We start from the raw sequence: 19,621 nt of genomic DNA, 5'->3' as shown, positions 1-19,621 counted from the left end.
ACCATATATTTTGTGAGTGTATTTTTTTGATTATAAAACTCAAACCGAAGGGCTTTCTTCCGGTGCGTCTCCCGCATGAATCATCCTTAATAATTCATTTTTTTGTTGTTCAGTTAAACCCTGAATCTGCTGAAATAAAACCTCAATCTGTGCTGGTGTTGGCGTCGGATCTATTAAACTCAGAGGCTGTGCTTCTATAGATGGTGTTAAAGGTTCGCTTCTTTGAAGTAAGGTATAGATATGTTCAAGCTGTTGCTTGGTCGTATTTAGGTCAAGATGGCTAATTTTACCAGACTCTAATTTTAGACATTGATAGGTCGAGGCATGTTCAAGTAGCTCTTCACGACTTCCTGTTGCAATAATTTGTAGGCGTGGGAAAGCTTGATGAAGCCGATTTAAGATTTCGGAGCAATGCGTTGAGTCGAGCTGTGCATCAATCTGGTCAATGAGTAAAACGCCATCTCCCTCAAGACAAGAGTTTAAGCTCAAAGGATTGAGTAAACAGAGTCGGCGGGCTATATCGCCTACTAAAGCAATCCAAGTTTTTGTTGTATTTGAAAGTTGCTGAAAAGGTAAGGTTTGACCTTCATAATCAACCATAAGTTGCAACCGAGGCTGATATTGTAAATAGATATCTTTAAGCTCAGGCAGAACTATATTTAATGCATTCTTGAGGGCGTAGAGATTGGGTGAAGTAAGCTGTTTAGGTTGCACTGATAACTCTTTTTGAAGCTCATTTAATAATTCTGTTTGATCTTGCTGATCTGATTGTTTCGATCTAATCCGTTGTACTAGATATGCAGCTTGAGCATTTTCGATATCACTGATTTCTCGTAGCCATTCAAAAAAGCGTGTAAAAGTTGTAAACGGTAGTGGGCTAATGTCATAGGCTGAAATGGCTTGAGTAATGCCGGGTAAATTTTTATTAAGTAGATTAATATCATTCACAAATCGCTCGGCTGGGTAGTAAGCGATTAAGGGAAGCCCCTGTAATGGATCTTTTTTTATGACTTGTTGATAAAGAGCCATGGTTTGGTCAAGTTGCTGAGTTTCAACTTGGCTCACTCCAATCCCACTTGCATTTAGGGTTTTAAAAAGTTTCCAGCTACATAGTGAAGAGTCTACCTGCTGAGCAGAGGTACTTTCTGGCAGGTGACCAATTTCTGAAGGAATTTGAATAGTCACTTCAATTTTTGATTGTAGACGCGACTGAGTAATGTCTTGATCAGGCATGACAATACCGGGACTACGCAAATCTTTAAGGCGAGCAGGGAGCCAAGTTAAAGCATGATAAGTATGTTTGAGTAACATACTTTTACCAGTTGCCTGTTCACCTAAAATTAAGGTGATTGGCTGTTTTTCATAGTGAAAGTGTATTTTAAGGTCGTGAAACAGAGCAATATGTTTAAATTGGACAGATTCAAGTTTCATAGGCTCACCTAAATATGAGCGCTTCAACCAACCGACTGACGAAGACTTAAAGGCGCCCTTAGTTTTAATTGTTGTATCAGATCATAAAGATGATGGATATTTAGACTTACTTTAGCACGAGTACAGGCAACGTACAGTAGTCTTAACTCTTCATCAGTAATCTTGTATTCTAACCCATTAATTTTAAATTGATAGTCATCTTCAATATGAACACGGTTCCATTCTAAGCCTTTCGCTTTATGGGCTGTAGAGATGACATAGTCAGCTTGCTCAAGTGGTGTAATCTTTGCAAGCGCTTTTTTTAGTGGGTCAGTGCCGTGATCATCCACCAATTTAACCAATGGTTTAATATCACTGCCTTCATTGGTTTCACAGTATTCATGGACATCATGCCATGAGTTGAACCATGCTAATTCAGGTACATCAGTAACCCGTTTTCCTTGCTTTAAGAGGCTTGCGGCATCTACAAAACGGTTTAGTTTTTGATGGTCAGCCTGCAAACTCACTTTATCGCCGTGAACTAAACCAGCTAATAAAAGTTCCATTGCACGAGCATTGGTACGGCACAAAATCGCATCACGCATTTTAGTGTGTGGTTTATTTACAACACTTGATTTCTGGTTTGGATTACCAAGCAGAGGAACAGTTTCATTTAAGCCGCCCAACAATGCATTGGCAACATCGGCAATCGTTTCACCAAAACGAAAAGAAGTGGTGAGGCGAGACTCTGGCAATGGTAATTGCTGCATGGCATTAATTGCACCACGCCACGCGTAGATTTGCTGATGTGCATCGCCAACATAGATAACCTGAGTATTTTTTTGACGAAGCAAAATGCCCAACATTAAAGGATCGGCATCTTGTGCTTCATCAAATAGTACATAATCGGCTGGAATGTTCGGTTCAGACAATGCCCAAAGTTTGAGGTAAATATCGTGACCAATTCCTGCTTGATGATTTGGGTCGATCGACTCTAACCAGCGGCGTTCAACAGCAGAGTAAAGATGAGTTTGTAGCTCGGTAATATCGTCTGGATGTAACCAGTTGGGTGCCTGAATATGTCGAGGAGCAGGGTATTGCGAGCTGGTCGAGCAAAAATAGCTGACAGCATTGGCGACAAGACTTGCGAGGCGACTTGGCATTAAGACGTATTTTTCATAACGTCCACCCATCATGCGTCGCAAAGTTATAGGTTGTAGTCGATATTCTTTTGCAATAAAACTTGGGCTTAAGCGAGGTAAGCGTAATTTATCAGTCACACCTCGTGGCACACTGCGAAAAGCGAGGGAGTGAAAAGTACGACAATCTACATTACGATGAAATTTGTTTTGTGCTTCGCCTGCAATTGCTTTGTTAAAAGCCAAATACATACCGCGCCGTTCAGGCATGGCATCACTAATCATTTGTAAGGTAGTAGTTTTACCTGTACCCGCATAGGCAATCACTTTAAATGATTGCCCAAGACGTGCGTTATCTATGGCAATTGCTTGCTCATAGGTGGCTTTAGGTTTTTCGATATTCGACACTGAGTGATTTTAAACCTTGTTGCGGTTAGCTTTTTCAACTAAACCAGATAAACCCTGACGACGAGCTAATTCGTCAATAATAAGTTGTGGATTAAGATCGAAATAACCCAACATGACAATGCTATGGAACCACAAATCGGCAGTTTCATAAATCAAGTCATTTAAATTACTTTCTGTATTTTGAGCAGCGTAGTCTTTCGCAGCAATAATAGTTTCTACGCTTTCTTCACCGACTTTTTCCAAGATTTTATTGATACCTTTTTTATAAAGGCTTGCAACATATGACGTATCCGCTTCAGCTTGCTTACGCTCTTGCATCAATTGCCCTAAGTGAGCAAGTACATCCACTTGTTCAGTGGTGTGAGCATGATCGTGGCTTTCAGTTTTGGCTTTATCGCCATAAATTGCAGTAGGGTCTTTTAATTGTGCATCGACAATTTCCCAGCCCTGTGGGGTAAGTTTACGGTAGAAACAAGACTCACGACCTGTATGGCATGCAATACCGCCGTGTTGCTCAACTTGTAATACGATTACATCACCATCGCAGTCCAGACGAATTTCATAAACCGTTTGGAAATGGCCTGATTCTTCACCCTTATGCCAAAGTTTTTGGCGAGAGCGAGAGAAATAAACAGCCTGATTTTTTTCTGCTGTGAGCGCAAGTGATTCACGGTTCATCCACGCCACCATCAAAATACGTCCGGTTTGATGATGTTGAGCAATGGCAGGGATAAGACCTTGTTCGTTAAATTTTACTTCATCGAGCCATTGCGTGTTATTCATGAGGAATCACCAAAGAAATATGAACTATAAATTGATTTCAATCTGATGCTAAAAAATAGCTCGTATAGTGTACGGCATCAACGTCGCTTTGCGGAAAAATTCTTTATCCTTTTTGTCTTTGCTAGCGTAATGAATAGCTTGTAACACTTACCAATCTGTATCTTATTCAAATGACTAAGGCGTGAGGATATTTGAAATCTCAATCAAATTTTGATCTGGATCACGAATATAAACTGAAAGAATAGGATGCATTGCACCAGTACGCTCAATCGGACCTTCTTCAATTTGAATATTTAATTGATTAAGGTGTGCAACCACTTCTGAAATGGGAGTGTCTGAAATAAAACACAAGTCGGCAGATCCGGGAGTCGGCTGTAATGCCTTCGGTTCAAACTCGTTGCCTTGCTGGTGTAAATTTATTTTTTGATTTCCAAACTTTAGAGCTTTTCTATTACCTTTAAACGTGATGACTTCAAACCCCAATATGGTTTGATAGAAATGACAGGTAGTTTCAATATTTGAGACGGTTAAAACAAGATGATCAAGATGGCTGATTTTCATGTGTTAATCACTATTATTTGGTGGGATTAATAGTCAGACAAAGATTGGCTTTCTAAATGAAATGCACTGTTTTCTTTAGGCAATTGAGCGACTTGATCATAATCAAGTTGTTGGAATGGCCCTGTTTTTAAGCCTGAAATTGTAATTGCCATTTCTTTTCGAAAATAAGGGATTTGATACATCCACGGAAAAACTAAATCTCTTAAACCTCCAGCCCACCAATGATCAGACTGATAAAGTGGTGTTAATAAGCGACTAAGGAATTGATAATACTGGGTGGATGAGCGGCGAAGCTGGTGGTAGTGCTGCCAGAGCAGGGACCAATCAATATTCTGGTTTTTTTGAGCATGTTGCAATGATTGAGAGAAAGCCCAAGCATCCAATAATGCCATATTTGCACCTTGACCTAACTGTGGACTCATTGCATGAGCGGCATCGCCAATCACCCCAACTCGACCCTGACCAAATTGAGTCAGGACGACATCGCGGTAGTTTGCAGATAGCCATTTAGGCTGAGTTTGACTGTTATACAAAATTTCTTTCAGCCATTCTGCAACTTTGGGCCAACGTTCTGAGACTTGCTTTAACCAAGCTTGTTTAGCCTGCTCATCTTGTAAAAAGCTTTGTAGTTGTGGTGTAGGTAAACTCCAAAAAACACTTGAAAGGCGCTGTTGAGGTTCAGTTGGAATCGCTCCTGTAGGAAGAATTCCCATCATAATTTTCGAGCGATCATAAAATTGATGCAGAATTTCAGAATCGAGAACTTGGCACTCAGGTACGATACTCCATGCCGCACCCCAAGGATAAGCTTTGTCAACCTTTACCCATGCTTGAGGGCGTAACTGGCTACGTGCACCGTTGGCAATGAGTAGGCTATCAAAGCAAGCATCAAACTTTTGGTTTTGATGACTGCCGAATAGCTGAACTTCATTGTTATGTTCTTCAAAACTTTCAACAGAATGGTTCATATGCCAAGTGATCTGGCTTGAATACTCGCTAAGCTTTTGAGTGAGTACATGACACAAAGTGGCTCGGTGTATACCTAGACCATAGAGGTTTGCTGATGCTTCGTGATAATGACTATTAACTAAAAGGCGCTTGTCTGGAAGTTGTCCTTCTAGGCCTGTTACTCTTGCGCCTAATGTTAAGGCTTTTTCGAGCACACCTAAGTGTTCAAATACAGCTAAGCCCGCAGGTTGTAGTAATAAACCGGCACCTACCGGAGATAACTCATCAACTTGTTCAAAAATAGTAACGTTATTGCCTTGGCGGGCAAGCAAAATAGCAGTGGCTAAACCTGCTGTACCTGCACCGATAATGGCAAAATGAGGTGTTTTCATTGTTTGTTCTTTTGAAGCATTTATAGCTTCAATTTAGCAATGAACGAATAGCTGATCTATAAATTTTTTGAAAATTAAATTTTTTCCATAAAAAAAATCCCTTGCACTGGCAAGGGATTTTGAACTTATTTCAATATACGCCAAAGCGCTAATAAGCTACTCAGCACAATTAGAATAATCGAAACAAACCAAGGGCTAATAATTGCAATAGTCAGTAAAATCAGCATAGTACTGCCGAACATCCAGCTACGGCGTTGCTGATGTTCCATTTGCAAACGAAGTTGCTGAATTTCGCGTAACTGGCGGTCTTGCCAAGCCGACTGATTTTTTAAACCATTTAAGCTATCAATAATTAAGCTTGGGAAATCTTGAGCGCCTAAAAGCAGGTCAGGTAATTGCTGGCCGAGTTCTTTTACATTTTTGACTGGATTCATGTTGGATTTGACCCATTCCGTCAAAATTGGTTTTGCCAATTTCCAGATGTCGAGCTGCGGGTAAAGGTCAGTCCCTAGGCCTTCTACATGCACTAAAGTTTTGAGTAGCAGCATGAGCTGTGGCGGAATCTCAAGATGGAAGCGTCGAGCAATATCCATCACTTGAATTAAGATACCCGCAAAATCAAGCTGGTCCATTGGTTTAGATACCATTGGCCCAACAGTGCGGCGCATCTCACGTGCTAAAGCATCTTGGTCTGTACCCGGTGGAATCCAGCCAGCTTGGTGCACAATTTGAATGAGCTGCATAAAGTTGCTGTTCATGACAGCAAGCAACATACGGGCAACTGTCATCTGGTCGTGTTTAGATAGCTCTCCCATAATCGCACAGTCCAGTGCGATAAAGCGTGGATTGCTTGGATTAATGGTTTCTACAAAGACATTACCGGGATGCATGTCGGCATGGAAAAAGTTATCGCGGAATACTTGCGTAAAGAAAATGGTTAATCCTTTTTCTGCAAGTTGTGCACGGTCCATGCCTAGACGGTCAAAGGTTGCCGTATCTGAAATAGGGACACCAGTAATACGCTCAGCCACCATGACATCTTTGGTGTCCATGTAGACTTCTGGTACATACATCATGGTTGAACCAGTGAAGTAATGGCGCATACGACGGGTGTTATCTGCCTCAATACTCAAGTCCAGTTCATTTAAAATGATCTGGCGGTAGTCTTGAATAATTTCGGTGAGATGCAACGCACGAGCAGCTTCTAGGCGACTTTCTAAGGTGTTGCCTAGCCAAGCTAAAATTTCAAAGTCTTGTAAAATCTGGCTACGAATGTCCGGACGAGTAACTTTAACAACAACTTCACGGCCATCATGCAGTGCCGCTGTATGTACTTGTGCAATTGAAGCAGCAGCTAATGGTTGGTCATCAAAGCGGGCAAATAGAGTATTTACGTCTGCTTTTAAAGAATCTTGAATACGTTGTTTGGCAACATTGCTATCAAAAGGTTTTACTTGATCTTGAAGTAAAACTAGTTGAGCGAGTACCTCAGGTGGAATTAGGTCACGGCGAGTAGACAGTAATTGACCAAGCTTGATTGCAAGTGGTCCCATATCTTCTAAAGCTTCTTTAAGCTTTAAAGGATTTTTACGTTCACGACTCGACCATGCAGCTGGATGCATTTTAATAATATTTAATGCATGCTGAGCTTTAACTGGTAATTCATCCGCAGGGAACAACGTATCGAGTCTATAGTGCGCTGCAATACGCCAAAGTTCGAGTAAACGTGAAACGTGCGGAATCATATAAAGTCTTACCTAGTCTTGAGAGGGTTGTAGTTGTGCATTGAGTTGCTGCAATCTTGCTTCAAGACGGTCAATGTCTTGATTAAGCTTGCGAGTTGCTTGAGTTAAGTCGTCCATTTCCCAGCGAGGGGCAAATAGGCCGCTATCTTCTTTTAAGGCATCTTCAGCAAAAAACAGATGGCTTTGCACCGAGCGTTTTAAATGTTTTGGTGCAAGTTGAATCTTACCAATTTCATGAGCGAGTTGAGGACCCACCCATCTTGATAAATGCGCAGCTAAATCAGGTTCAGCTTGCTGCATAATTTTTTGAATATCCTGTAATAGGTGATAATCACCTTGGAGCGGGATATTCCCAATCTGGTCTGGATCGCTGACCAATAATTTAATCAGTTCAACGACATCTTTAACATGCAAAGTTGCAGTTGCTTCAGAAATTTTGAATTGGGCATCAAAAGGACGCTGTTCAAAAATAGAAGGCTTTTCACTATGACCTGTTACGGTAGGTTCAAGACGTACTTTTTCTTGGTCAAAGAACACATCGACAGAAAGCTGCGGGCTATCAATCACAACACGCAACATTTTGCCCTGTAACTGATTAAACTGAATGCGAGTAACCGCATCCAGATCGATCAGATGATGAATGATACGTTCGACTGCACCGAGTGCCAGAATCGACCACATATCGTTATCCCTTACAGTTTGAAGCCACGGTGAACGGCAACGATACCAGCAGTAAGGTTGTGATAGTCACAGTTCTGGAAGCCAGCATTTTCCATCATACCTTTTAAGGTGCGTTGGTCTGGGTGCATACGGATTGATTCAGCCAAATATTTATAGCTTTCTGAGTCATTCGCAACCAATTTACCCATAATCGGTAAAGCGGTGAATGAATAGAGGTCATAAAGTTTTGAGAATGGCTCAAATACAGGTTTAGAAAACTCAAGAATCAGTAAACGGCCACCTGGTTTTAACACACGGAACATAGAAGCAAGTGCTGCGTCTTTATCTGTCACGTTACGTAAACCAAAGCTAATGGTTACAAGGTCAAAGCTGTTGTCTGCAAAAGGTTCTAATGTTTCAGCATTGGCAAGAACGAAGTCAACATTGGTACAGCCTGCATCAATTAGACGGTCACGGCCAACATTGAGCATAGATTCGTTAATGTCTGAAAGTACAACATGACCTTGCGGACCAACTTCACGGCTAAATACTTTTGCTAAGTCGCCTGTACCGCCAGCAATGTCTAACACGTGTTGACCACGGCGAACACCAGACATGTTAATTGCAAAACGCTTCCACAAACGGTGAATACCAAATGACATCAAGTCATTCATCAAGTCATATTTGCTTGCAACTGAGTGGAAAACTTCTGCAACTTTTTGTGCTTTATCTTCAGTTCTAACTGTTGAGTAACCGAAATGTGTTGTTTCACCAACGTTGCCAGTATTACCAGCACCACGAGGTAAATTGTATTTAGGTACAGAGCCATTCACAGGTGTGTCTGTTAAGGTTTGCTGTAAAGTTTGTTGTTGCCCTTGAGGAGTACCTTGAGGTAAAGGTGAGTTTAGGAATGGGCTAACTTTGTCTGAACTTTGTGCCTGCTCAGTTGGAGATGTTGGCTTTTGGTTTTCGTTAGACATATTGTCTCTCCTAGACTCAAACTCAAGTGAAACGGAATAAGTTCTGCATGATGACAGATTTTGTCTATTTTTACAGGCATCATCATGCAAATATAATGAATAAAATCTCAACTTCGCGAGGTTGAGTTTTTCTATGTGCCGACCTTATCACACTCTAAACGGATTCGGATGCCCTGAATGTACATTTTCAATAATCTGGCGTTCTTTTTCAGTAAAAGTCTTAATAAAGGTCTCGGCTGATTTTAACGGTTTCATCGCACTAAAACCATCTTGAATGAAATCATACATCAATTCGAAGTGATATTTTTGGGCAATACCTTTACACATTTTAAAAGCAGTAAACATCATAAATGAACGCATGTATTTATCGAGTGCTGCACCTAAATCGTCAAGAAGAGCAAGTTGTTGATAACGAGCTTCGGCCTGATCAAGCTTGATTAAGGTTAAACGCATAATCTCATCAGTTAATACTGTATCTGCCGGATAGTCCTCAAGAAGTTGCATTGCTACTTGCTCATCAAGTTGGGTTGCAAGTACAGCCAAACTTACTGATTTAGTACCTGTTTTAATTGCATTCTCAGGTAAGACTTTTTCTGCTTTATGGGCATATTTTAGTAAACGCTCGATTTGAGCTGCAAGAGCATCAAATTCTGGGCCACCATATAAACGATTTAAAAAGTACTCTGACATGAGCTTGTGCGCTGGCAGATTAAAAAAGTCATGATGCGTATCTTTCATCCGCTCTTTTAACCATGTTTGTACATCTTGCAAACGCTGAGCAAGTACTGGATTATCGTGATAATTAAATGTTTTATATTGTTGTAAAAGATCATCAAAAGCAGCGAGTTTAGACATTTAAGGCTCTAATATTGGGCTATTTGCAAAAAATCATAAAAGGCATTGTAACCTTGTACTATGGCGAGTAGATGTAAAAAAAATGATTCATGCGTCAATTTTTAAACAGAATTTTGGCACAATGACATAATTTGTATAGCAATTCATCATTTAAGCGCATAAGTTAAAGATCATCGAAATTAAACAATAAAAGATTAGAGCCGTGGACTATGAGTGAACAACAACCAAAATTTGAGATTCGTGATGAAGAACAGCTTTCAGTCGATTTGATTGAAGCACAATATGCGTTAAAAGAAAGTCGGGGCAAACCCAACGCTAAGAGCACACTAATATTAATGAGTGGTATTGAGTTGGCTGGAAAAGGCGAGGCTGTTAAGCAACTTCGTGAATGGCTAGATCCACGATATTTACGAGTCAAAGCAGACGCGCCACGTGTGCTGACAGATACAGAAGCATTTTGGCAATCTTACTCGGAGTTCATTCCGACTGAAGGGCAAATTGTGGTGATGTTTGGCAACTGGTATAGCGATTTGCTCGTCACGGCAACGCACGTGTCTGAACCTTTGGATGAAGCACGCTTTGATGCTTACGTTGAAAATATGCGGGCATTTGAGCAAGATTTAAAAAACAACTATGTCGATGTGGTCAAAGTCTGGTTCGATCTGTCATGGAAATCACTGCAAAAACGTTTAGACAAGATAGATCCATCTGAACAGCATTGGCATAAGCTCCATGGCTTAGACTGGCGTAATAAAAAACAATATGACACTTTGCAAAAGTTACGTCGTCGTTTTACCGACGATTGGTACATTATTGATGGCGAAGATGAAAAGCAGCGTGATCAGTTTTTTGCGCAATACCTTTTACAACACATGCGTCAACTTCCAGAGCATGAAACCGAAGTTAAAGGAAAATGGCAGCAAGCTAAAATTCCAGAGAGTTTATTAAACCCTTCTAACGAACCACTTGAAAAAGCAGAATATAAAAAAGAACTCGATAAACTGAGTAAAAAAATTGCCGATGCCATGCGTTTTGATCAACGCAATGTCGTCATTGCTTTTGAAGGCATGGACGCAGCTGGTAAAGGTGGGGCCATTAAGCGAATCGTTAAAAACCTAGACCCGCGTGAATATGATATTCACTGTATTGGAGCACCTGAACGTTTTGAAGCACGTCATCCATACTTATGGCGCTTTTGGAACCGCATTAATGAGGCCGAAAAAATCACGATTTTTGATCGGACATGGTATGGACGTGTACTCGTTGAACGTGTCGAAGGTTTTGCTTCACCTTTAGAATGGCAGCGTGCCTATGATGAAATAAACCGCTTTGAAAAAGATTTATTTGATAGTCAAACGATTGTAGTAAAAATTTGGCTGGCGATTAGTAAAGATGAGCAAGAGCAGCGTTTTAAGGCCAGAGAAGAAACACCGCATAAACGCTTTAAAATTACCGCAGAGGATTGGCGTAATCGTGATAAGTGGGACGATTATTTAAAAGCGGCCGCAGATATGTTTGAGCGAACTAGTACTGAATATGCACCTTGGTATATTGTCGCAACCGATGATAAATATACGGCACGTTTAGAAGTGTTGAAGGCCATTTTAAAACAGCTGAGAGCAGACTAAGCTCTCAGCTACAAGGCAAACATTAATTTACAATAGTGCTACGGCTTTTTTGCTGAATACGTTTTGCAAGGTTATAACTATCATTCAGATGAGTTTCTGCTATTTTTTTCATCATGAAATAGCCCAAACTTGCTGCTACAATTTGCCCACCTAGTGGTATAAATTTAGTCACCTGTTTCGTTACGATTTTGCCAAGAAAGCCATTAAATGTTTTTTTAACTGTAGTACGCGCTACTACAAAGCCTGAAAATTCAAAACCGCGTTTACGTAGTTCATCCCAATGAATTGTTTTAGTTTTCGGGTCGTAGACACTCACGTGTTCAGGTGCTAAGCCAAAACGGGAATTGATATCTGGAATAAGGTACGACAAAATTCCCAAATCGACTGCCACGTCAAAAAAAGGAATCGGTACAATTGCCGCTCCTGCTGAGACGTAAGCTCTTTTTTTGATGAGATCATGACACTCATCGCGAATTTGTTCCAGATTTAGGCTAGGATCAATATAGTCAGGAATCTTGTCAATTTTCATAATGTCTACCTGTATAAGTTTCTTGAGGGCGTCATTTAAACCAAGTGTAAGTGACACCTAAAGTTAAATTATGCTGTGTTTAAACCAACGTGACATAGTCAGATTCAGTTGTATAGTAATGAATGTTTATGATTTTGTGCATAAATTATGCAAGCAGGATATGAAATAAATGGGGATTCATGTTATTCAAAGTCAACGTATTGATGTGTTGTTGCAAGGTGTATTGACGTCTACATCTCAAGCTTCAACGCATCCATTACAGGTTTTGAAAACCCAGCATTTTATTGTTCCAAGTCCTGCGGTCGAGCAGTGGCTGATACAAAAACTTGCAGAACAGCAAGGCATGAGTGCTAATTACCAGTTTCACCAACGGGTACGCGGCTTCCAGTGGTACGCCTACCAGCAAGTTTTAACTGCGCATAAAGAACAGGTTCGTAAAGCGAACATCCCACGTTTAATTTTTAAATGGCGGGTGCATCAAGCTTTGCACGAATTCATTCAACCAGACACGATAAGTATAGATTCGTCGCATCCTTTACATTCTATTGTCCAGCGTATTTATGACAGCGCAGATCGACTCGAACAAGGCATAGACAAACAATTAAAAAAACAAAAAATGCTGTACTGGGTCGCTGAGCAGGTTGCCGATCTATTTAGTAACTATATGATTTATCGTGGGCAGTGTCAGCGTGGTTGTGAAAATAGTTGTACCTGTCCGGAAAACTGGTTGTCTGCTTGGGGGCAGGGCCGAGCACTCGATATTGAAAAATATATTGTGCAAAAAGATGAAGAAGTGACTGCTTTTGCATTACATCAAACTGAGGAGCTAGAACGTTGGCAGCGTTGGTTATGGCAACAACATTTTCATGATGACTTTTTGCAGATGCAGCAAATTGATGCATTGTTTTGGCAAGAGTTAGATCATCCAGACCGCAGTAAGCGTGCTATTTCAAGATTACCTAATCAGGTGGTGATCTTTACGTTATTAGATTTGCCGCCAAGCCAGTTACAGTTCTTGCGCCGTTTAGGCCAATACGTTGATGTACTGATTTTGCACTATAACCCTTCACAAGAATATTGGGCCGATAGTGTCGATCCACTCTGGAAACAGCGTTATGACTTAGGGGTAAAAGAGCGTTTTATTGCGAAAAATCCAAAGGCTACTGATGCTGAAATTAGTGATTTCTTTAATAAATTTACACTCAACTTTAATGCTGAAGCGCGTGAATCCAGACATCCGCTTTTAACCCGATTGGGTAAACAAGCCCGCGATCACTTTTCTTTATTATCGAATTTATCTACGGGTGAAGAGGGTAAGTGGGTTGACGCTTTTGTGGATGATTTCCCTGAAAGTCTGCTTGGTAAAGTTCAGTCAGATATTTTGCATTTAGTGGAGCCTCAAGCTAAACAATATGAGCTTGCTTCCGATGATGACTCTATTCAGATTCATGTTTGTCATTCGACTCTACGTCAACTTGAAGTATTAAAAGAGCAATTAATCTGTTGGTTGGCTAAACCGCATGAACAGCCGCGCCGTCCAAACGATATTTTAGTTCTAGTTCCTAATTTGGCCGACATAGAGCCTTTAATTCGAAGTGTATTTCCTGCTACTGCCACTGAGCAGGGTGTGCATTTGCCAGTAAAGATTGCAGGTGTTGCATCACTTGATGCACTGAATGCTTGGCGTGCAGTAATTGGGCGTATTCAACTGATGCAGGGGCGTTTTAGCTTTGATGATTTTGCTGATTGGTTAAGTTTGCATGCGACTCAACAACGTTATGAACTTGAATATGTTCAGGTTGAGCGAATTTTAAATTTGCTTGCCGATGCAGGCTTTAAACGAGGGCTTGATGCAGAGCATCTCAAGCGCAGTTTGTGTGAGGGTGATGATGATTATCGATATAGTTTTAAATTTGCCCTAGAGCGATTGGCCCTTGGCATTGCTGTGCCTGTGCATGCAACATTTAATCAGGTGTTGAGTTATGCCAAAGTTCAACCGAGCGATTTCGAGTTGGTGGGTACACTCATTCAGATTTATCAGGATTTGAATGAGCGCCGTGATTGGCTTACTCTGCATGAGCAGGGGAAAGTCTATACCGTTGAATATTGGCTCCAAGTGCTGAGCAAAGATATTGTTGAATTTGAGCAGGTCGGTGTTGCTGCTCTAAAAGCTGTGCGGGAAATTGTTAAGAAACAAGAGCGAATGTTGACCCTCGCAAGTTATTACGCCGAGACAGAAACAGGAACTTTGCGCAAAATTACCTTGCCTCTGCCTTATATTATTGAAGAAATTCAACGGACATTAGAAAGCCAAAGTGCACAAGCTGAACCGACAGGGCAAATTACCTTTGCCCAAATTGGACACATTCGACCGTTACCTTATCGTTTAATGGTCATGCTAAATCTTGATGCAGGGCAATTTCCAAACCGCGATACCCATGTTCCATTTGATTTGATGGATGCACTGCGCCAGCAGTTAGGTGATCGCTCTCGACTTGAAGATGATCAAGGTGCTTTTTTAGATGCTTTATTATTAGCCCAAGAAAATTTATGGCTGTTTTATAACGGCTTTGATGTGAACGATGGCGAGGTGCGCGAACCTTCCAGTATTCTTCAAGAGTTCCGTGAACATCTTGCCTTGATTGTGAAAGCTGAAGATGGTGAACCTGAAAGTGTCGTTATTGAAGGAATTGAGATACCTTCACAGCTAAAACAACTCCATCACTTCCATGATTTACAGCCCTTTGACCCGAAAGGTTTTACTGTAGAGAAGCGTGTTATTCGTTATCAAGATCACTGGTTTAAGGTCGCTTCACAAATTCAGCAAGTCTCAGGAAACCGTCAGCCTTGGGCGAACACGACCTATCCGCTACAAATACCTGACACACTGGTTTTAGAAAGCCAGCAGTGGATACAGGATGTAACATTCCCTGCACGATTATATTTGAAAACTTTAGGGGTAGAAAACTTAGGAAGTGTCGGAGTGCTCGACCAAAATGAACCTTTATTATTAGATGGTTTAGGGCGCTATGCGATCCGACATTTTTTACAACAATCTGAACAGCAAGCACAACCTGAAGTATTAATTGATCAGTTGCCTGTCGGTAAAGTCAAATATAGCGCATGGCAACAAGGTGTTTTTGAGCAAGAATGTTTACTTGAACGCCTTCACCATTATGCACCAGCAGTGACACAAACAACTCAGCGTATTTGGCGAATTGCTAAACAGCTTCATATGAATATTACCGTTCCGAAGTCTGAAACTCGGGACTGGGTGAGTATGGAACCTTCAAGCGCTCGCGCAAAAAGACGTGCTAAAGTCTGGTTAGAATATCTGCTCTGGTTAGCTTATTTGAATGAGGGTAGTGCAGGAGCCGAAAAGCGCCGTATTGTGGTTTTTAGCGATCAAACTGTGATTTGTAGTGGGATTAGTTCTGAGCAAGCTCGGCAATATTTACAACCATGGTTTAAAATCTGGCGCCATGCACAGCAACAACCATTGGTTTTACCAGCAGCCTTATTATTAAAGCCATTAGAAAAAGCTAAAGCATATCAGTGGGAAACAACAAATCAGACAGAAAAAGCAAAACTGGATGAGAAGAGCTATGCTGAGCTGCTAAAATACTGGAATGAAACAGGGTCATTTACCACGATGGATATGACTCAAAATGAAGCTTGTAAGTTGCATCAAGACTGGAGCTTTATTTTACAAGAACAAGATGCGCAAGCTTTGCTTCAACATGCTTGTGATGAGTTTGCGTATGATTTGTATCATCCGGTTTTTCAATTTCAACATTCGGAGTAAGGCATGAACTCAAGAGTACAGGTGTCTTATCAACCTATTATTGATATTGAATTTAGTGGCTTGCACTTAATTGAAGCTTCGGCAGGTACAGGAAAAACCTATACCTTATCAAGTTTGATGGTCCGTATCTTTCTTGAAAAATACTTGCCTAGACAAGTCATTGCGACCACGTTTACCCGTGCTGCTGCTGCTGAGTTAAAAAGCCGTATTCGTGCACGTTTGGTTGAAACGTACCGTTATTTAGATGCCAAGCGTAGTTTTACAGAACAAGAATTACTTACGCAGGCAGAGCAAGAACCTGACTTATTACTCCAGCATATTCTAAAGCATTTTGCGACGCGTATTGCCTATGCGTGTGAACGTTTAAAATTGGTTATAGATCAGTTAGACGAGTTATTTGTCGGAACACTCGATAGCTTTAGCCAAAAACTATTACGTGAGTTTGCCTTTGAGAGTGGCAAAATTGAACGCGCTCAAATTACCGATGATGCTAAAACTTATAGTCGACAACTGATTCATGATGTTTTACGTGAATGGATACAGTCTCAACCTCAGACCGTGATTGATGCATTGTATCTGGCTGGTGAACTCAAGAGTGTCGATAGTTTTGTCAAACTTGTTGAAGACTCACTTAACTTTAGTTCTGCTCATTTTAAACTTCCCGAAAAACCAACCATTCAATTTGAAGAACTTACGCAGCTCAAACAATTAGCGACAGAAATTGATATCAGTCTTTTAGAAGCATATTACTTGCTTGATGGCGAGCACTATAAACATGTGAGCGGGACAGTATTTAGAAATGGGGCATTTAATAAACTATTTAGTGAATGTTTACCGCAGCTACTACAAGTTCTAAAGCAAAGCGACAGCATTTTGGTTTTTGATGGGTCATTAGCCGCACAACGAGAACTTGTTTTTAAGTTTTTAGGTCAACTTGCCGATCAAAAAGTTTTCAAGAAATGCCCTGCTGAAATTTCAGATGGTTTCTATCAACATCCTTGTATTCAACAGATTCAGCAGTTATTTGGTGTGTTAAAAAACTACGCCGAGCAGTTCGACCAGCTTCATATTTTTTTAAAGGCCTATTTATGTGTAGAGGTTAAAAAACGCTTACCTCAGGTTTTGCAAAATAAAGGTGAAACTACTTTTTCTCAGCAAATTCGTACACTTTCAGAAGCTTTAAAAGGTGAGCAGGGGCAACGTTTTGCTGTATTTGTTCAAGCGCGTTATCCCTTAATTTTGGTCGATGAATTTCAAGACACTAACCAAGATCAAGACGATATGCTGGCGAGCATTTGGCGTCATCCGGAGCGCTACCAAAAAGGCTGCATGATTATGGTGGGTGACCGTAAACAGGCGATTTACGGCTTCCGTGGTGGGGATATGCTCACCTTTTTAAATGCCTATAAAGATATTCAAGCCAAACATGGTCGTGAATATAAGTTAATTCATAACCATCGTTCTGTTGCTGATCTGGTTGATGTGGTCGACGCCTTATTTCAACGACAAATTGATTTTGGTGAAGAGGTTCAATATGACCCAATTCGAGCGGGCACTCGACCTCATCCTGTACTGATTGAGCAGAACAATCATAATCCTTACCCTTTGCGCTGGTTAATGCTCAAAGATAAAGAAACAGAGGCTCAGCAAGTTGCATGGAAGATTCGAGATCTACTTAACCAGTCACATGCTGGACAACTATATTTTCAAAAAGATACTCAGACTCAAACCTTAAACGAAGATGATATTGCGGTATTGTCTCGTAATCATGATGGCCTCGATAAAGTTCAATTTGAGCTAGAGCGTTTAGGAATTCGGGTTAACAGGCCATCAAAACGAAGTGTTTTCGATTGTACGATTGCTCAAGACGTGGGGGCTTTGCTGACCGCCATACTTCATCCTTACGATGAGGCAAAAGTGAAGCGAGCTTTGATTAGCCGTCTATTTGCCATGGATTTAAAACAACTCTTGCAACTTGAGCAGACAGCCGAAGGGTTAAGCCAGTTTATGACTGGTTTTGACACGATTAGAGAGTTGTGGTCCGCTCAAGGCTTTTTAGTGGCATGGCAACAATGTCTCATCCAGTTTGATATATGGCAAAATTTGGTTGCAGCTCAAAGTAAAGATAATGAACGGGTTGTGGTGAACTTGCGTCATTTAACTGAAATTCTGAGTCAGCACAGTGAAAAATACTCAGGTGCTCAGAACCTTTATCACTGGTATCTCAAACAGTTGCGTTCTCCTCTTGACCGTGATTGGGAGCTAGAACGTAAATTGTCGAGTGAAGCTGGTGTTCAGCTCATGACCATTCACCAGTCAAAAGGGCTGGAATTTAAGATTGTATTTTTACTAGGTGCAGACAAGCCCTTTCGAGAAAATAATAAAACACTCAATTTTTCGACCCAAGATATTGTCCAACTAGACTCAAACCAGACTTTGACTCAACGTGTCGTTGCGATTGCTGACAAGACTTATTTGAATGAAATAGAACTTAAGCAGCACGAAGAACGAGCGCTCGCTGAACAGAATCGACTTTGGTATGTCGCTTTAACGCGAGCAAGCCACCGCGTCTATGCACTTTTACAAGATCTTGATGGCAAGTCAGTATCAGGTCTCGCATTTTGGAAAAATAGGACTGAGCCTTTTCAACACCGTTGCTGTACGGATGAAATGGTTTTGGAGCAGATTCCACAGGCAATTCATTTAGCCAAACAAACAAGTATTATTGAAATACAAGCACAACGGTTTCCGGAACAACGTTTTTATTCGAGAGGTAAAACCAGTTTCAGTTACTTGGCACAGCATTTAAAACATAAGGCTGGCACAGATTTATTGGCGAGTCAGAGCAATGATGCGGTATTAGCAGAAGATGAGCTGGATTTGATCAACACTGCTGAAGAAATCAGTGCTCAGCCGATTGACTGGATAAAGAGTAACTTTCCGCGAGGAACGCTTGCCGGTAATTTCTTGCATGAAATCTTTGAGCATATCGATTTTCAATGTTCAGATGACTGGGTAAGTGAAATACGTCGTCGTTTTAAAAATGACTATAGTAGTCTTTGGCAAGATTTACTTAATAAATATAACGAGAGCTTCCCAGAGCAAGAAGATGCCGAGCATCTGCTTTACCAGTCAGTTGCAGAGTGGCTGAAAGATATTTTGCGAACACCGCTTTATCAAGGTTTCCGACTAAATCAGCTTCAACAAGAGCAGTATTTGTCAGAGTTTCCTTTTTATTTGGCGTTGTCAGATCGGGTTCTAGCGATGACACGTATTCAGCAGCTTTTCGCTGAGTATGGTTTGAATATGCCGGAATTACTTGAGGCTCGCTCAGCACGTTACCTCAACGGTTCTATCGATTTGGTTTATTTTGATGGGCAGCGTTACCACATTGCCGATTATAAAAGTAATTACTTAGGTGATGATCTTGTAGATTATCGTAGCGATAGCATTGCCCAAAGCATGTCTTTAGCAAGTTATTGGCTACAAGCAGGTCTATATCTCGTTGCATTACATCGCTATTTGCAAGTCAAAATGCAGGATTACCAAATTGAGCAACACTTAGGTGGGGCAACTTATCTTTATTTACGTGGTATGAATGGTGAAGCTGAGCAGGGCTATTATTACTGGCAGCCTAGCATTGAGTTTATTCTGCGTCTTGATGCCATTTTAGGGTATTTTGCTGAGGATAAAATTGCATGAAAAATGCTGATAAAGTATGTAATTTTAATATTAACAAATATTTGGCATGTGGATAAGCCTGTCTATAACCATGTGG

13 protein-coding genes are annotated in these 19,621 nt (G+C 40.8%); 3 read left to right on the top strand and 10 right to left on the bottom strand.

Annotated features, from left to right (window positions below; all coding sequences use genetic code 11):
- Positions 1 to 39: 39 nt before the first annotated feature.
- From F928_RS20115 to F928_RS20075, 9 genes are all read right to left on the bottom strand, one after another.
- Positions 40 to 1,431 carry an AAA family ATPase gene (locus F928_RS20115; protein ID WP_005079327.1) on the bottom strand — a complete coding sequence of 464 codons (1,392 nt, stop codon included), beginning with the start codon at positions 1,429 to 1,431 and terminating at the stop codon, positions 40 to 42.
- Between the two features lie 23 nt (positions 1,432 to 1,454).
- Positions 1,455 to 2,957 carry a UvrD-helicase domain-containing protein gene (locus F928_RS20110; protein WP_005079324.1) on the bottom strand — a complete coding sequence of 501 codons (1,503 nt, stop codon included), beginning with the start codon at positions 2,955 to 2,957 and terminating at the stop codon, positions 1,455 to 1,457.
- A 9-nt stretch (positions 2,958 to 2,966) separates the two neighbouring features.
- The gene (gene hisIE, locus F928_RS20105; protein ID WP_002156965.1) at positions 2,967 to 3,740 is read right to left on the bottom strand and encodes a bifunctional phosphoribosyl-AMP cyclohydrolase/phosphoribosyl-ATP diphosphatase HisIE; all 774 of its coding nucleotides are present in this window, start codon (positions 3,738 to 3,740) and stop codon (positions 2,967 to 2,969) included.
- Positions 3,741 to 3,914: 174 nt separating this feature from the next.
- Positions 3,915 to 4,301 (bottom strand): VOC family protein, encoded by a 387-nt coding sequence (locus tag F928_RS20100; protein WP_005079321.1) that lies wholly within the window; start codon positions 4,299 to 4,301, stop codon positions 3,915 to 3,917.
- 26 nt (positions 4,302 to 4,327) lie between these two features.
- The gene (locus F928_RS20095) at positions 4,328 to 5,641 is read right to left on the bottom strand and encodes an FAD-dependent oxidoreductase (RefSeq protein WP_005079320.1); all 1,314 of its coding nucleotides are present in this window, start codon (positions 5,639 to 5,641) and stop codon (positions 4,328 to 4,330) included.
- Between the two features lie 125 nt (positions 5,642 to 5,766).
- Entirely contained in the window at positions 5,767 to 7,386 is a 1,620-nt protein-coding gene (ubiB, locus tag F928_RS20090) for an ABC1 kinase family protein (RefSeq protein WP_005079317.1), read from the bottom strand.
- Positions 7,387 to 7,398: 12 nt separating this feature from the next.
- A complete protein-coding gene (locus tag F928_RS20085) occupies positions 7,399 to 8,067 on the bottom strand; it encodes a ubiquinone biosynthesis accessory factor UbiJ (protein WP_005079315.1) in 669 nt (222 codons plus the stop codon).
- An 11-nt stretch (positions 8,068 to 8,078) separates the two neighbouring features.
- Positions 8,079 to 9,026: a bifunctional demethylmenaquinone methyltransferase/2-methoxy-6-polyprenyl-1,4-benzoquinol methylase UbiE gene (gene ubiE / locus F928_RS20080; protein ID WP_005079312.1), complete on the bottom strand. Its 948-nt coding sequence runs from the start codon at positions 9,024 to 9,026 to the stop codon at positions 8,079 to 8,081.
- A gap of 147 nt (positions 9,027 to 9,173) precedes the next feature.
- Complete coding sequence (locus tag F928_RS20075; RefSeq protein WP_005079311.1) at positions 9,174 to 9,881, bottom strand: DUF8198 family protein; 708 nt, start codon at positions 9,879 to 9,881, stop codon at positions 9,174 to 9,176.
- 209 nt (positions 9,882 to 10,090) lie between these two features.
- On the opposite strand from F928_RS20075, the gene F928_RS20070 reads away from it, so the two are divergent.
- Positions 10,091 to 11,509 carry a polyphosphate:AMP phosphotransferase gene (locus F928_RS20070; RefSeq protein WP_005079309.1) on the top strand — a complete coding sequence of 473 codons (1,419 nt, stop codon included), beginning with the start codon at positions 10,091 to 10,093 and terminating at the stop codon, positions 11,507 to 11,509.
- Positions 11,510 to 11,531: 22 nt separating this feature from the next.
- On the opposite strand, the gene F928_RS20065 is transcribed toward F928_RS20070, so the two are convergent.
- On the bottom strand, positions 11,532 to 12,038 hold the full coding sequence (locus tag F928_RS20065; RefSeq protein ID WP_005079307.1) for a hypothetical protein: 507 nt from the start codon (positions 12,036 to 12,038) through the stop codon (positions 11,532 to 11,534).
- Positions 12,039 to 12,207: 169 nt separating this feature from the next.
- On the opposite strand from F928_RS20065, the gene F928_RS20060 reads away from it, so the two are divergent.
- Both F928_RS20060 and recB read left to right on the top strand, forming a co-directional pair.
- Positions 12,208 to 15,843: an exodeoxyribonuclease V subunit gamma gene (locus F928_RS20060; protein ID WP_005079305.1), complete on the top strand. Its 3,636-nt coding sequence runs from the start codon at positions 12,208 to 12,210 to the stop codon at positions 15,841 to 15,843.
- Positions 15,844 to 15,846: 3 nt separating this feature from the next.
- Positions 15,847 to 19,545, top strand: coding sequence for a UvrD-helicase domain-containing protein (gene recB / locus F928_RS20055; protein WP_005079303.1), 3,699 nt, complete (start codon positions 15,847 to 15,849; stop codon positions 19,543 to 19,545).
- Positions 19,546 to 19,621 lie beyond the last annotated feature (76 nt).

Origin of the sequence: Acinetobacter pittii ATCC 19004 = CIP 70.29, assembly GCF_000369045.1 — a bacterium.
Taxonomy (GTDB): domain Bacteria; phylum Pseudomonadota; class Gammaproteobacteria; order Pseudomonadales; family Moraxellaceae; genus Acinetobacter; species Acinetobacter pittii.
This window is presented reverse-complemented; position numbering and strand designations above follow the sequence as displayed.

Bases quoted from the DNA above. Each gene is read 5' to 3' on its own strand.
- F928_RS20115 (WP_005079327.1), bottom strand. From the start codon at position 1,431: ATGAAACTTGAATCTGTCCAATTTAAACATATTGCTCTGTTTCACGAC.
- hisIE (WP_002156965.1), bottom strand. From the start codon at position 3,740: ATGAATAACACGCAATGGCTCGATGAAGTAAAATTTAACGAACAAGGT.
- F928_RS20100 (WP_005079321.1), bottom strand. From the start codon at position 4,301: ATGAAAATCAGCCATCTTGATCATCTTGTTTTAACCGTCTCAAATATT.
- F928_RS20095 (WP_005079320.1), bottom strand. From the start codon at position 5,641: ATGAAAACACCTCATTTTGCCATTATCGGTGCAGGTACAGCAGGTTTA.
- ubiB (WP_005079317.1), bottom strand. From the start codon at position 7,386: ATGATTCCGCACGTTTCACGTTTACTCGAACTTTGGCGTATTGCAGCG.
- F928_RS20085 (WP_005079315.1), bottom strand. From the start codon at position 8,067: ATGTGGTCGATTCTGGCACTCGGTGCAGTCGAACGTATCATTCATCAT.
- ubiE (WP_005079312.1), bottom strand. From the start codon at position 9,026: ATGTCTAACGAAAACCAAAAGCCAACATCTCCAACTGAGCAGGCACAA.
- F928_RS20075 (WP_005079311.1), bottom strand. From the start codon at position 9,881: ATGTCTAAACTCGCTGCTTTTGATGATCTTTTACAACAATATAAAACA.
- F928_RS20070 (WP_005079309.1), top strand. From the start codon at position 10,091: ATGAGTGAACAACAACCAAAATTTGAGATTCGTGATGAAGAACAGCTT.
- F928_RS20065 (WP_005079307.1), bottom strand. From the start codon at position 12,038: ATGAAAATTGACAAGATTCCTGACTATATTGATCCTAGCCTAAATCTG.
- F928_RS20060 (WP_005079305.1), top strand. From the start codon at position 12,208: ATGGGGATTCATGTTATTCAAAGTCAACGTATTGATGTGTTGTTGCAA.
- recB (WP_005079303.1), top strand. From the start codon at position 15,847: ATGAACTCAAGAGTACAGGTGTCTTATCAACCTATTATTGATATTGAA.